This window comes from Streptomyces himastatinicus ATCC 53653, assembly GCF_000158915.1.
GTDB lineage: Bacteria > Actinomycetota > Actinomycetes > Streptomycetales > Streptomycetaceae > Streptomyces > Streptomyces himastatinicus.
Genome location: NZ_GG657754.1, coordinates 1,715,931 through 1,731,163, shown reverse-complemented (window position 1 = coordinate 1,731,163; position 15,233 = coordinate 1,715,931). Strand labels below are relative to the sequence as shown.

General features: G+C 72.7%; 5 protein-coding genes and 1 pseudogene. 2 read left to right on the top strand and 4 right to left on the bottom strand.

Translation table 11 applies throughout. The annotated features are described in order from the left end of the window. Positions 1-5: 5 nt before the first annotated feature. The 4 genes and pseudogenes from SSOG_RS06700 to SSOG_RS06685 form a co-directional block, all read right to left on the bottom strand. Positions 6-9,386: pseudogene (locus SSOG_RS06700) on the bottom strand (amino acid adenylation domain-containing protein); the annotation flags it as partial. A gap of 41 nt (positions 9,387-9,427) precedes the next feature. After that, complete coding sequence (locus SSOG_RS06695) at positions 9,428-10,006, bottom strand: AMP-binding protein (RefSeq protein WP_039936750.1); 579 nt, start codon at positions 10,004-10,006, stop codon at positions 9,428-9,430. A 291-nt stretch (positions 10,007-10,297) separates the two neighbouring features. Further along, entirely contained in the window at positions 10,298-12,796 is a 2,499-nt protein-coding gene (locus tag SSOG_RS06690) for an ABC transporter permease (RefSeq protein ID WP_009713450.1), read from the bottom strand. Then, positions 12,790-13,554 (bottom strand): ABC transporter ATP-binding protein, encoded by a 765-nt coding sequence (locus tag SSOG_RS06685; RefSeq protein WP_009713449.1) that lies wholly within the window; start codon positions 13,552-13,554, stop codon positions 12,790-12,792. The genes SSOG_RS06690 and SSOG_RS06685 overlap by 7 nt, the downstream gene beginning before the upstream one ends. A 205-nt stretch (positions 13,555-13,759) precedes the next feature. Here SSOG_RS06685 and SSOG_RS06680 point away from each other — a divergent pair, with 205 nt between their 5' ends. Together SSOG_RS06680 and SSOG_RS06675 are read left to right on the top strand one after the other, a co-directional pair. Then, a complete protein-coding gene (locus tag SSOG_RS06680) occupies positions 13,760-15,049 on the top strand; it encodes a sensor histidine kinase (RefSeq protein ID WP_009713448.1) in 1,290 nt (429 codons plus the stop codon). Continuing rightward, on the top strand, positions 15,022-15,233 hold a 212-nt coding region (locus tag SSOG_RS06675), incomplete at its 3' end, for a response regulator transcription factor (RefSeq protein WP_154686087.1). The genes SSOG_RS06680 and SSOG_RS06675, both read left to right, overlap by 28 nt.

Here is a 15,233-nt window from a genome sequence, read left to right as displayed (position 1 = left end):
GACGGTCATAGCGTGAACTCCAGCTCGGTGTCGGGATCATCGCCGGGCAGGTCGGGGATGAGGTTGGGAGGAATGACGGCCGCCTCGTCCGCGCCGGGCTCCAGCTCGGCGATCGCGTCGGCCATCCCGGCCACGGTCGGGGCGGTGAACACGGTTCGGACGTCGCCCGGCAGGTCCGCCGCGTGCATCCGTTCCACCAGCGACACGGCCAGCAGGGAATTACCGCCGAGTTCGAAGAAGTTGTCGTGGCGGCCGACCTGGTCGAGGCGCAGGAGATCGGCCCACAGCCCGGCGAGGGTGGTCTCCACCGGCCCGTCCGGGGCCTCGTACCGCTGCCCGGAGGTGGCGGTCGCGCCGGGCGCGGGCAGCGCACGGCGGTCGACCTTGCCGTTCGGGGTCAGGGGCATCTCGTCGAGGAAGACGTACGCCGACGGCATCATGTAGCCGGGAAGGTGGGCGTCGAGCTGGGACCGCAGCGACGTCACCAGTCGGCGGGTGGTCCGCCGCAGCGAGCTGTTCACGAAGGCGGACCACATCGGGTCCCCGTCCAGGAGCCCTGCCCCCGGGCCACTCGCCCCTGGGCCACCCGTGTCCGGGAGCCCCACGACCGGTTCCCCGGTCTCGTCGCATCGCCGCGCCACGAGCCGCAGCTCGCCGTGTTCGCCGTGTTCGGCGAAGTCCAGGTCGATCCGGTACCCGGTGTCGGCTCCGAGGCGGATCAGATCCTCCGGGTCGACCGCGGGCTCGGTGGGCGGTTGCTCCAGCAGTCCGGCGTACGGCCGCAGTCGCGCGTTCGGGATCGAGTGGACGGCGAGCAGTTCGGGCCGGTCGGAGGCCAACTCCTTCCAGAGGCCGTCGACGGTGAGGTTCTCACCCTGCCAGTCGAGCCAGTCCACGGTGTCGGGTGTCGGCGCCTCGGGCGCCGGACCGCCGCTCTTGGTGAGCTGGACGTCGTACCGGAAGGCGGTCATCTCGTTGTCGTGCCGCCCGCGCCTCGGCGTGACCCGGACCCCGGCGATCTCCGGGATCCGCGTCGGCAGCGTGGTGAAGAGGTGCGGGTCGATGACCAGCTCCTCGTCGTCGGCGACGGCCCGGTCGATGCGCGCCCGCAGCTGGTCGGCCGGAGTGTCCGGCGACGCCGCGGTGGCCTGGACCGTGGTGTGGAAGGTGCGCAGCATCGGCAGGCTGCGGACATCGCCGACGACGAGCGTCCCGCCCGGGGCGAGGCGGCGTACCGCCGCCTCGATGACCGCGAGCAGGTACTGCTCGTCCGGGAAGTACTGCACGACCGAGTTGAGAACGGCCACGTCGAAGGTCTGTGCGGGCAGCACCCGGTCCAGATCGTCGGCCGCGCTCTCGAACAGCGTGACCCGGCCGGGCGGCAGTTCGGACTCGGCGACGGCACGGCGCAGGTTGCGGACGGCCACCGCGGACAGGTCGGTGCCCCAGTACGTCCGCACGTGCGGTCCTGCGGCGAACACGGTCAGGCCGGTGCCGCAGCCGATGTCGAGCACCGATTCGGGGCGGGTGGCGAGGATCAGGTCCGCGGTGTGGTCGACCCACTCGCGCATCTGCTCGGCGGGGATCGGTTCGCGTGTGTAGCTGCTGTTCCAGCCGCGGATGTCGAAGGTGGGATCGACGGGGGCGGGGGCGGTGTCTGGCGTGTCGTCGGTGAGTACGTCGTCGTACGTCACGTCGAAGACCTGCCGCCAGTGTTCCAGCTGCTCGGCCGATTCCTCGTCGTCCTGGTAGGCACCGCTGTGCTGCTGCACCCCGAGGTACGCGACCAGCCGCTTGTCCCCGGGTACGTCCTCACGGGCCACGACCACCGCCTCCCGGACGGCGTCGTGGTCGAGGAGTCGGGCTTCGATTTCGCCGAGTTCGATGCGGTAGCCGCGGACCTTGACCTGGAAGTCGTTACGGCCCATGAACTCGAGCGTGCCGTCGGGCAGCCACCGGCCCAGGTCCCCGGTGCGATACAGCCGGGACCCGTCTCCGGTGAGCCAGTTGGGTACGAAGCGTTCGGCGGTCAGGGCGGGGCGTCCGAGGTAGCCACGGGTCACGCCCCGGCCGCCGACCATCAGCTCACCGACGACACCCACCGGGGCCGGTCGGCCGTGGGCGTCGACCACGTAGACGCGCAGGTCGGGGATGGGCTGGCCGATGAGGGATCCGCCCAGTCCACCGGCCATGTCAGGCTCGACGGGCTGCCAGGTCACATGGACGGTGGTTTCGGTGATCCCGTACATGTTCACGAGCGTCGGCCCGCTACCCGCTGCGGCGTCGAACCATGGCCGCAGTGCGGCCACTTCCAGCGCTTCTCCGCCGAAGATGACGAAGCGGAGCTGGTCCTTGGTGTCGGGGGTGCGGAGGCGTGCGTCGGTGAGGCGGGTGAAGGCTCCGGGAGTCTGGCACAGCACGGTCACCCCGGCCGAGCACAGCAGCTGCCACAGCTCGTCCGGTGCGCGCACCACGTCGCTGGGGACGATGACGAGTTGGCCGCCGTGGAGGAGGGCGCCCCAGATTTCCCATACGGAGAAGTCGAAGGCGTAGGAGTGGCACAGGGCCCAGACGTCGGAGGGTCCGAAGCCGAACCACTCTTCCGTCGCGGTGAACAGGCGGGCCACCTGGCGGTGCTCCACCAGCACACCCTTCGGGGTCCCGGTGGATCCCGAGGTGTAGATGACGTAGGCGACGTCGGAGGGGGAGACCGCCACGGGGACGTTGTCGACCGGCGCGTCCGTGAAGTCCGTGGCCAGGTCCCACACCACGGTGTCCTCGGGGGCGGTGGCCCGGATCAGAGCGGCCGGTTCCGCGCCGTCGGTCAGGACCACGGCGGGCTTCGCGTCGGCGAGCATGAACGCCACGCGCTCGGCGGGGTACGACGGGTCCAGCGGCACATACGCACCGCCTGCCTTGAGCACACCCACGACCGCCGCCAGCAGCCCCACGCCCCGCTCGGCGCAGATCCCGACCCGCACGCCAGGGCCCACACCCGCAGCGCGCAGCCGGTGGGCGATGCGGTTCGCCCGCTCGTTCAGTTCCCGGTACGTGACCTGCGTATCGCGGTGGACGACCGCGACCGCATCCGGCGTTGCCGCGGCCTGGGCCTCGAAGGTCTCGTGCAGGCAGTGCTCGGGATCGGCTGACGAATCGGCGGGGTTGAAGCTGTGGACGACGGTCTCGTACTGGTCGGTCGGCAGGATGGGCAGCCGTGCCACCGGGGCCTCGGCGTGGTCCACCATGGCCTGGAGGAGTTCGAGGTAGCAGCGCACCATGCGCTCGGCGGTGGCGCGGTCGAACAGCGAGGTGGCGTACTCCAGCCAGCCCCCGAGGGTGTCGCCGCCCTCCCGTAGCGACAGCATGAGGTCGACCCGGGAGGTGCCGTACGACGTGGTCGGCATGAGGTCGGTGTCCACGCCGCTGAGCTGGGGAATCGGGCCCAGGTCCGGCAGCCAGGCGAACAGCACCTGGGTGAGCGGATCGTGCGCGGCGCTGCGTACCGGGTTGGCCAGGTCCACGATCTCTTCGAAGTGGACGTCCTGGTGCGCCATCGCGTCGAGCACCCGCCGCGTCACCCGGCCCAGCAGCTCACCGACGTCCGGCAGACCGGTGAAGTCGACCCGGATGGGGAGGGTGTTGACGAAGAACCCGATCAGGGCCTCGGCCTCCGGGCGGCGCCGGGACGCGGACGGGATGCCGATCACCAGGTCCTCGTCGCCACCGAGCCGGGACAGCAGCAGCGCCCAGCTCGACAGGAGCGTCATGAACAGGGTCGTGTCTTGCCGACGGGCCAGCTCGTTCAGCCGTCGCGCCAACTCGGGCGGTATGTCGACCGGCACGACATCGCCGGACCGGTCCTGGTGCGCAGGGCGGGGCCGGTCCAGGGGGAGCCGGAGCGCGGCGGGTGATCCGGCCAGCAGCCCCTGCCAGTAGGAACGCTGCTGCTCCCGCTGCTCCTCGGACACCTGGGCGGCCTGCCAGGCGGCGTAGTCGCGGTACTGCATGGCGAGTTCCGGCAGCTCGGGGGCCCGGCCCTGGGCCAGGGCGCCGTAGAGCGCGGCCAGTTCCCGGAGGAAGATGTGCACCGACCACCCGTCGGAGATGATGTGGTGCATGGTGATCAGCAGCGTGTGCCGGTCCTCGCCTTGCGAGATCAACCGGCCGCGCACCAGCGGGCCGACCGTGAGGTCGAACGACTTACGGGCCTCCTCGTGGGCCAGCCGGGTCAGTTCGGTGTCATCGGACGCGTGCTGTTCGAGCAGGTCGAACCGGACGTCGGCGGCGGGTACCACCCGTTGGACCGGCTGGCCGTCCCCGTCGACGGCGAACACGGCGCGCAGCGCGTCATGCCGGGCGACGATGGTGTCCAGCGCGGACCGCAGGGCCTGATGGTCCAGCCGTCCGCGGAGCTCCAGGCCGGTGGGCATGTGGTAGGCCTCGCTGCCACCGGGCAGCTGGGCGATGAACCACATCCGGGTCTGGGTCAGCGGCACCAGGTTTCCGCCATCGGGGTCCGGTGCGATGTCGGGGGCCGGGCCGGTGGCCGCCGCGGCCGCCACCTCGGTCGCGAAATCGGCCAGCACCGGCCGGGCGAACAGCGCGGAGACCGCCACGTCCACCCCGAGCGCCTGCCGCAGCCGGGACATGACCTGGGTCGCCAGCAGGGAGTGGCCGCCGAGGTCGAAGAAGTTGTCGCCGCGGCCGACCCGGTCGACGCCGAGCAGGTCGGCCCAGACGTCGGCCAGCCGCTGCTCCACCTCGCCTTGCGGCGCCGCGTAGGCGCGGGTGACCAGGGCATCGTCGGCCGGGGCGGGCAGCGACTGCCGGGCGACCTTGCCGGTGGGGGTGAGCGGCAGCCGGTCCAGCCGGACGAACGCGGCCGGGACCATGTACGGGGGCAGTGTCCGCGCCAGATGGCCGCGCAGTTCCTCCGCGTTGGGAGCCTCGGGAGCGTCAGCCGTGGCGGGGACGTAGTAGGCCACCAGCCGTTTGGCGCCGGGGGAGTCCTCCCGGGCGAGGACGACGGCCCGTCCGACCGCCGGATGTTCGCGCAACCGGGTTTCGATCTCGCCGAGTTCGACCCGGAAGCCGCGGACCTTCACCTGGAAGTCGTCGCGCCCGAGGAACTCGATCGTGCCGTCCGGCAGCCACCGACCGAGGTCCCCGGTGCGGTACATGCGGGCGCCGGGCTCGTCGGCATACGGGTTCGGCAGGAACCGTTGCGCGGTCAGCCCCGGCTGGTTGAGGTAGCCGTGCGCCAGGCCCTCCCCGCCGAGATACAGCTCGCCCGTGACGCCGACCGGGACCGGGCGGCCCTGCCCGTCCAGCAGGTAGATCCGGGTGTTGGGCAGCGGGCGGCCGATCGGAATGCTGCGCCATCCGTCGGGCGGCCCCGGCACCTCGTACGAGGCGGCGAAGGTGCTCTCCGTGGGCCCGTACCCGTTGACCAGGTGCCGTGGCGGGTGGTTCGACCGCAGCACTCCGGCGACCACGTCGGGGGTGAGCGCGTCGCCGCCGACGATCAGGTGGCGCAGCGCGCCGAACTGCTCCGTGAGCTGGTCGGCGTACTCGTTGAACAGGCCGGCGGTCAGCCACAGCAGGTTGACGCCGTGCCGGGTGAGCGCCGCGCCGAAGCGCCGCGGGTCGAGCACCTCGTCCCGGCTGATCACGGCGACCTGGCCGCCGCACAGCAGCGGTCCCCACATTTCGAGGGTCGCCACGTCGAAGCTCGGGCTGGACGCGAACGCCGAGCGGGTGTCCGCGTCCACCGGAACCAGTCCACCGCTGACCACGAGCCGCACGATCGCCCGGTGCGGCAGCAGCACGCCCTTCGGGGTGCCGGTGGACCCGGAGGTGTACAGCACGTACGCCACCGAGTCGCCGCCGGTGCCGCGCGCCGGGACCGCCCGGGCGCCACCCGTACGCTCCGTACGCTCCCGGTCGGCGTCGATCCGGCCGATGCCGACTCCGCCTCCGACACTGCCTCCGACGGCCGACGGCAGGGTCGTCCCGCTGTCGCTCAGCACGAACCGGGAGGCGCTGTCGGTGAGCAGGAACGTGAGCCGGTCGGCGGGGAGGTCCGGGTCCAGTGGGACCACCGTCCCCCCGGCCTTCAGGACGGCCAGCTCGGCGGCGATCAGTTCGAGCGACCGGTGCAGCGCCACGCCGACGTTCTCCCCGGCCCGCAGGCCACCGGTGGCCAGCAGCCCGGCCAGGTGCTCCGCCCATGCGTCCAGCTCGGCGTACGTGACGGTGCGCTCGCCCTGGACCGCCGCCGCGCGGTCCGGTGTCCGCCGGGCCTGCGCCTCGAACAGCTCGTGCAGGCCCTGGTCCCGGGGGAAGTCCAGCCGGGGGCCGGAGGAGTTGCCGGTCAGCTCGCGGCGTTCGGCGTCGCCGACCAGGTCGAAGCTGGAGACCGGATCGCCGGGACGGTCGGTGAGGCTGCGCAGCAGGGTCAGGAAGTGGTCGCGGAGCCGCACCATGTCGGCGGGGTCGAAGGTGCTGGTCGCGTACTCGAAGAGGCCGGTCAGTCCGGCCCCGGTTTCGGAGACGACCAGCGACAGGTCGAACTTGGCCGTGCCCTCGACGGCCGCGTCGATACGCCCCTCCAGGGACACCCGCGCGTCGAGCCCGGGCAGCAGGTCCGCCTCGGCGCCCGGGGTCAGCTGTGCGTTCTCGAAGATGAAGGCGGCCTGTACGAGGGGGTTCAGATCGCTGCCACCGGCCGCCCCGGCCGCTCCGGTCGCGACCACCACATCGGCGAACGGCACCTCGTGGGCGAACGCGGCCGACGTCTCGGCGCCGAGACGGCCGATCAGCTCGGTGGCGGCCGGGTCGCCCGACAGGTCGCAGCGCAGCACGACGGTGTTGGAGAAGAAGCCCACCATCTGCTCCAGTTCGGCCCGGGCCCGGCCGCTGGTGATGGTGCCGATGGCGAAGTCGTCCTGACCGGTGTGGCGTTGCAGTACGGCGGCCCAGGCGGCGAGCAGGACGGTGTAGAGGGTGGTGTCGCAGGACTTGGCCACGTCCCGCAGGGCGTCGGCGTGTTCGGCGGGCAGTTCGAAGGATTCGGTGGCGCCGTGGTGGTTCGGTGCAGCCTCGGACGACCGGGGCCCACCACGGCCGAGTGGCAGCGGTTCCAGCTGGTCGAGGTGGGTGCCCCACCAGTCCAGCGTCCGCCGGTACGCGGGGGTTTCGCGCCGACTCTGCTGCCAGCGCGCGTAGTCGGCGTACTGGAGCGCCGGGACCGGCCGGTGGAGCGGTTCGCCGAGGACGGCCGCGCGGTAGTCCTCCAGCAGCTCGGTGAGCAGGAGACCGATGGACCAGCCGTCGGTGATGATGTGGTGCTGGGTCACCGAGATGAGGTGATCGTGGTCCGCCCGGGTGATGACGAGCGCGCGCAGCAGCGGGCCGGTGTTCAGGTCGAACGCGGTGTGCTGCTGGTCCGCGATGGCGGTGTCCGCGGCGTCGGCGGCGTCCGGGCGGCCGCGCAGGTCGAGGTGGCCCAGCTCGACGTCCGCGGCGGGGGACACCAGCGCCCGCGGCGTCCCGTCCCGGTCGGTGAACCGGGTGCGCAGGGCGGCGTGGCGGGCGATGACGCCGCGCAGGCAGGAGGCCAGGATGTCCCGGTCCAGCGGGCCGGTCCAGCGCAGCCGGAAGTGCACGTGGTACAGCGCGCTCGCGCCGTGGGACCGCTCGATCAGCCACAGCCCGGCCTGGCCGGCGGACAGGGGGTCGCCGTCGTCCGTCGGGTCGCCGCCGGCCGGGAGGATCGGGGTGTCCGTCTCGCCGTGGCGCAGCGCCGCGATCAGCTCGGCCTCGTACCGGCCGATGGCGGACCGCAGTTCGCCGGTCAGCGCACCGGGCGGCGCGTCGACCACCAGCCGGTCGCCGTCCAGCAGGAGTCGGGCGCCCGCCCGCTCCGCCGCGGACATCAGCTCGCCGACGTTCCACGCGGTGCCGAGGTAGGCCGCGACCTCCGCCGGGGTGGTGTGGTCGTACAGCAGGGTGGGCGGCAGGGCGAGCCCGGTGACGTCGGCCAGCCGCCGCTGGAGCCGTACCGCCTGGAGGGAGTCGAGTCCGAGTTCGCGCAGCGGGCGGTCGGACGTCACGCCGTCGGTGGCCGACCGGCCGAGTACGGTGGCCAGCTCGCCGGTGACCGCCTCCCGCAGCAGGGGGCCGCGGTCCGCTTCGGGCAGCCGCTCCAGCCGCAGCCGCAGCGATGTGTCCGGGCCGCTGTCCGCCGGGGCGCCCGCCTCCGGCCAGCGCAGTACGGCCTTCAGCTCGTTGCCGCGCAGCAGCTCGCGGGTGTACCGGCGGCGCAGCTTGCCGCTCGATGTCTTCGGCAGCGCGCCCGGCCGGATCAGGGCGACCTCGCGCACGCGCAGCTCGTGTGCGTCCCAGATGGCCGCGGCCAGCTCCTCGGCCACCGTGGTCAGGTCGCCGCGCAGTTGGCTGCCTCGCACCTCGGCGACGATGCCGAGCTGTTCGCCGTCGTCGCCTGAGTCGTCCCCGGTGAGCGTGTCGTCGCCGGTGAGCGCGAAGGCGATGCTGTTGCTGGTCCGGATCGCCGGATGCTCCTCGACCGTCGCCTCGACGTCCTGCGGGTAGTGGTTCCGGCCGGCCACGATGATGAGGTCTTTCAACCGGCCGGTCACATACAGCTCGCCGTCGCGCAGAAAGCCGAGATCGCCGGTGCGCAGGAAGGCGTGGCCGGGTTGGGACGGCAGCCGCACGCCGAAGTCCGAGGCGGTCGCCTCCGGGTTGTTCCAGTAGCCCAGGGCGACGCTCTCACCGGCGAGCCAGATCTCGCCCACCTCGTCGGGGCCGCATGCGCGGAGCGTCTCCGGGTCGACGATGGCCACGTCGAACCCGAGCGAGGGGCGGCCGCAGTTCACCACGGTCCGCCCCGGTGTCCCGCTCGCGGCGTCGACCACGCGGTCCTGTTCGAACGCGTCCGGGTCGACCACGATCCCCGGCTCGGCGCCCAGATAGCCGCCCGAGGCGACGAGGGTCGCTTCGGCGAGGCCGTACGACGGGTAGAACGACGACCGGCGGAACCCGGCGGGGGCGAACTGGTGGCTGAAGCGCTCCAGCGTCGCGGGCCGGATCGGCTCGGCGGCGTTGACGACGGTCTCCAGGCTGGACAGGTCGAGTCCGGTGAGATCCTTGCCGCTCGCCCGGCCGCAGCACAGCTCGTACGCGAAGTTCGGCCCGTGGACCAGCGTGGCCCGGTACCGGGAGATCGCGCGCAGCCAGCGCATCGGGTCGCGGATGAAGGCCGCCGGTGGCATCAGGGCCGCGAAAAGCCCCTGCCACAGCGGTAGCAGCAGCGCCCCGATCAGGCCCATGTCGTGGTGGATCGGCAGCCAGCTGACGATCCGGGTGCCCGGGTGCTGCCCGACGCCGGGCCATCACGCGATGTTCACGGCAAGTGCGTTGCTGACGACGACACCCTTCGGGTGCTCGTCGAACCGAAGTGTACTGGAGGAAGAGATACTCCCCCGCGGGTACGGGTCGCGTGTCGCGTCCACTCGTGTCTCGCGCGTCTGAGATCCGGCAACGTGCCCCAGCGGATGCCCATGAACGGTTCGCCCGGCCGGACCTCGAACCGGCCGAACGTGTCGGCGTCGGCCAGGACGAGGGTCGCGCCTGAGTCGGCGACGATCCCGGACAGCCGGTCGACGTGCCGGGTGGTTCCGGGCGCGGGCACCGGGACCGGGATGATCCCGGCGTAGAGGCAGCCCAGGAAGGACGCCACGAAGTCCGGGCTGGACGAGCAGCACAGCAGCACCCGGTCGCCGGGCGCGGCCAGTTGACGCAGTCCCGCCGCGGTCCGGCGCGCGGCTCGGTCGATGTCGGCGTACGTCAGCCGCGCCTGCTCCCGCTCACCGTCCGGCAGGAACGCCAGGGCGATGTGGTCCGGGCGTTGTTCCGCCCACCCCCGCACGGCGTCGACCAGCGTCGGAAAGTCCGGATAGAACAGGTCACGAGTCGGCGTCACAGTGGATCTCCCCATCCTGATTGCGATTCCGGATATGCGTTTCCGACCACTGGGCCGCACCCGGCGCGGCGCCCTGGCAATTGGCTCCTCATGAGGGACGCATATCCGCAATGGCAAAACCTGGCAGCGGAATTCAGTTGGACGGTGCCTTCCGGTGTCGCCGTCCCGCCGATGAAGGTTGAATCATCATGATCGACGCTCAGGGTGGATGTATAGGAGGTCAGGCCTTTTGCTCAGCGCGCATTCAGCGCACGTTCAGAGCCGCTGTAATTAACTGGCGGGTATTCGGTTTCAGCCGCCGTGGCGACGAGATCCGGTCCGTTGGAAAAGGGCTTTCGGGGCGGTCCGCCGGCGCAGCATGAGCGCGGCGGGGGCGACGGACGAGACCACGGCGAGCATCGCGCACGCGCCCACGGCGGCGCCGATGGCCGTCCACGGGATCCGGACCGTGGTCGGCGCCGACAGTAGGTGCAGGGCGCTCCCCATGCCCATCAGATTGAGCCCGGCGACGAGGACACCCAGCACCGCGCCGACCACGACCACCATCAGCGCCTCGGCGCCCACCAGCCGCAGGATCTGTCCCGGGGTGGCCCCGGCCAGACGCAGGGTGGCCAGGTCGCGGACGCGGTCGGAGGTCGCCATGGCCATGGTGTTGGCCAGGGAGATTCCGGTGTAGAGGAGGGCGATGCCGAGGACCAGCAGCAGACCGATCCGGGTGATGTCCTTCGTCCGGGGGTAACTCGCCCTGATCCATTGGTCCTTGGTGAGGAGCCGCCCGCCCGTGGTGTCCACCGCCTTCTTCAGCGCGGCGGCCACGGCGCTCGCGTCGGCGCCGTCGGTGAGGGTGATGTCGACCCGGTCGACGGTGGCGCCCGGGGCGTTGCGCGGGGTGACGTAGACGCCGTTGCCGCCGGTGCCGGTGGCCATCACGGCGACGATACGCAGCCACTTCCTGCTGCCGTCGCCGAGCCACACCGGGACGCGTCGGCCCACGGTGTGCTGCTGCCACTCGCCGTTGACGATGATGGAGCCGTCGTCGAGATCACCGGCCCTTCCGGCTTGGACCGGCAGCCGGGTGGTGGCGGCGAGCGGCCCTGGGGCGACGGCGCGGGCCTCGGACGCCACGAGGGACACGCCGTCCTCCAGGACGTAGACGGCGCTCGACGCGCTCGCGGACACCTCGGCGCCGGGCACCGCGCGCAGCTGTCGCAGGGTCGCCGCGTCGAAGCCCGTTCCTCCTGCCGGAGTGATGACGAAGTCGGCCGCCGTCCGCGCGCGGACTTCGCCGGCCTTCGCCTCGTTCAGCGTCGCGGTGGCGCCCAGGAGCGAACCCGTGAGGGCGACCGTGACCAGCACGGGCGCCGCGACCGCGGCGGTGCGGCGCACTCCGGCGGCGGCGTTCTCGCGCACCAGCATGCCACCGGCGCCGGGGAGTTGGGCCGGGAGCCAGGCGATCAGCCGGGTCAGCGGGGGCACCACGGCGGGCGCGAGCAGCGCGACCGCGGTGATGAGCAGCATCGGACGGCTCATATAGGTCTTCCGGTGCAGCAGCTCTCCCGGGTCGGTGGCCAGGGCCAGGCACAGGGTGATGACGGCGGTCAGCAGGAGCGCCAGGCCGGACAGCCACCGTCCCGGGGGCATCGTCCCAGTGTCCACGGCGGCCTCGCGCAGCGCCTGGGCGGGTCCCGTACGGCCCGCCCGCCAGGACGCGGCCGCCACACCGCACAGGGCGACCAGCAGACCCGTCCAGAACGCCACGTGGTACGGCCAGACGTGGTCGCCGATGGTGAACCAGCCGGGCGCGACACCCCCGTCGACCACCCACGCGGCCAGCCGTGGCGCACCGTACGCGCCGAGCAGGCAACCGGTGGCCGAGGCGAGGACGCCGACCATGAGGGCCTCGGTGAACACCATCCGGCGGAGCTGCCCCGGCGTCGCCCCGGCCGTGCGCAGCAGCCCGAACTCGCGGCGCCGCTGGGCCACCGCGAACGCGAAGGTGGATGCCACCACGAACACCGACACGAAGGCGGTGACCCCACCGGCCGTGCCGAACAGGGCGTTCATCGCCATCAGCGCCTCGCGGTCCCGGTCCGGGCCGGGGTCGGCGTCGCGGCGCCCGTCCCCGGTGAGGACCCGGACCCCCTCGCTGCCGCGCACCGCCGCGCGCACGGCTGCCGGGGCGGCGTCCACGACGAGCTGGACGCTGCGGGGGGAGAGGCGGGCGGCGCGCTGGTCGGTGTAGAAGACGGCGTTCTCGAAGCCGCGTCCGACGGCGGCCCCGGCGATCCGTACGGTGCCGACGACCCGTACCGTGCCGCCACCGGTCCGTACCCGCTCGCCCGGTTTCGCCCAGTCGCCGCTGACGGCCACCTCGTCGGCCGCGCGGGGCGCACGCCCCGCGCCGATCCCGTACCGGGCGAACGCGGCGGTGGACCAGGGGTGGCCCACCAGATCACCCGGCCCGCCCCGCGCCCGTACGGCGAACGAACGGTCCTCGACCACGGGCCCGAGCCGCCGCAGGCGCGCGACGACCGCCGCGGGAACGGCGCGCGGATGTGCGAGCTTGCGGACCCGGACGCCGTTCGGGGTGGGCACCCGCAGCGTGTCGGCTCCCTTGACCACCACCGGCGCGGCGGCGAACCGTTCGGGTTTCCGGTCGGGCGCGTCCAGCGACGAGGCGAGGGCCAGGCCCATGACGGTGAGCAGCGCGACACCCAGCGACAGGGCGACGAAGCTGCCGGCGAAGGTGACCCAGCGCGTGCGCAGGGTGCTCAGGGCGACGCTCAGCACGGCACGTCCTCCGGGCTCTCCACGCTCTCCGGGCTCTCCAGGCCGGTCATGCGCGCGGCGATGGCCTCGGCGCCCGCCCCGGCCAGCTCGCCGCCGACCCGTCCGTCGACCAGGAAGACCACCCGGTCGGCACAGGACGCGGCCACCGGGTCGTGCGTGACCATGATGACCGTCTGCCCCTCGCCGTCGACCATGCCGCGCAGCAGGGCCAGCACCTCCCGGCCGGTCCGGGTGTCGAGGGCCCCGGTCGGCTCGTCGCCGAAGAGCACCTCGGGGCGGGTGATCAGGGCGCGGGCCAGGGCGACCCGTTGCTGCTGGCCGCCGGACAGCTCGGACGGCCGGTGCCGGGCCCGTTCGCCGAGCCCGACCTGCGTGAGCACCTCGCGCACCCGGGCCGCGGAGGGACGGCGGCCCGCCAGCCGTAGGGGCAGCGCCACGTTCTGCTGGGCGGTCAGGGACGGCAGCAGGTTGAACGCCTGGAACACGAAGCCGATGCGCCGGCGCCGCAGCAGCGTCAGCCGGGTTTCGCTCAGTGTCGTCAGCTCGGTGCCGCCCACGGTGACCGACCCCGACGTGGGGCGGTCCAGCCCCGCCGCGCACTGCAACAGCGTCGACTTGCCCGAGCCGGACGGGCCCATGACGGCGGTGAACGTCCCCGCGGGGAAGGAGAGCGAGACCCGGTCGAGCGCGGTCACCGCGCCGTCGCCGGAGCCGAAGCGTCTGCTGACGGAGCGCAATCGGATCGCGTCGTTGTTCATGTGTCCCCGCTCGTAGCGATGTCGAGTCGTGCGGATGCCGAGTCGTTTGGATGCCGAGTCGTATCGATGTCGAACGCCACGAAACCGCGCCCGGACACCACGGCGCAGTACGGCGGAACCGAGACTTGGGGTAGGGCCAGGCATACCCCCGGTACACCCCCTGGACCGATGGCACGGGCAGGTCGGGCCTTCTACGGTGACCTCCATGCACCCTCGGAATGTGTGGCAGGCCATGTCCGGGCCGGGCTTCCTGCTGTCGTCGTGGCCGTGGCGTTCGGCCGGATACCTGCTCACCGGTGCGGTGACCGGCGCGGTCGCCCTCGCGGGGATCGCCACCACGGCCGCGGCGGGCGGCATCCTCGCCGTCGTACTGGTGGGGCTGCCGCTGCTCCTCCTCGCCGCGCTCGCCGGAATCCCGGTGGCCTGGGTGGAGCGGCACAGGCTGCGCCTGATCGACCGGGACCCGGCCCCCGACCAGCACCGGGCGCCCACCGCCTACGGCCTGTGGGGCTGGCTGACCACCCGCATGAGGGAGCGGACGACATGGCGGGAGCTGGGATACGCCGTGCTGTTCGCGGTGCTGCTGTGGCCGGTCGACGCGATCGTCCTCGCGGTCACCCTGCTCGCCCCGCTGTCCGTGGTCGCGACACCGCTGCTGATGGCCACGGTCGGTGGCGGCCGGGAGACGAAGGTGCTCAAGCAGTGGATCGTCACCTCCTGGCCGGTCGCCTTCGCGGTCGCCGCGCTCGGACTGCTGCTCCTGGGCCTGGGCGGCTATGTGCTGGGGGTCGTGGCCGGGGCCCGGGCCGAACTGACGCGGCTGCTGATCGCCCCGCGCGAGGGCGACCTGAAGGCGGAGGTCACCGAACTCGCCCGCTCCCGCCTCCGGTTGGTGGACGCCTTCGAGACGGAACGGCGGCGCATCGAACGCGATCTCCACGACGGAGCCCAGCAGCGGCTGGTGGCGCTCACGATGACGCTCGGCCTGGCCCGCCTGGACGTCACTCCGGGCCCGCTCGCCGACCAGCTCGCCACGGCCCAGGAGGAGGCGGACCAGGCGCTCGCGGAGCTGCGCGAACTCATCCACGGCATCCACCCCAAGGTGCTCGCGGACTACGGCCTCCCCGCGGCGGTCGCCGACGCCGCGGACCGCTCCGTGGTTCCCGTGGACGTGGCCCTGGAACTGCCCGGACGGCTGCCCCAGGCGGTCGAGGCCGCCGCGTACTTCGTGGTCCGCGAGGCCCTCACCAACATCGCCCGGCACAGCGGGGCGAGCCGCGCGGAGGTTCGCGGCGCGCACCGCGACGGACGACTGTTCGTCCAGGTGCGCGACGACGGCCGGGGCGGCGCGGACCCCGGCGCCGGAAGCGGGCTCACCGGCCTCGGGGACCGGGTGTCCGCGCTCGGTGGCAGACTCTCCCTGTCCAGCCCGCCGGGCGGACCGACCCTGCTGCGTGTGGAGTTTCCTTGCGAACGGATCGACCGCTGCGCGTAGTACTGGCCGAGGACAGCGTGCTGCTGCGGGAAGGGCTCATCGGGCTGCTCGGCCGCTGCGGCCACGACGTGGTCGCGGCCGTCGGCGACGCTCCCGCGCTGCTCGCCGCCGTCGAGGCGCACGTCCCCGACATCGTCCTCACGGACGTCCGCATGCCTCCCGGGTTCCAGGACGAGGGACTGCA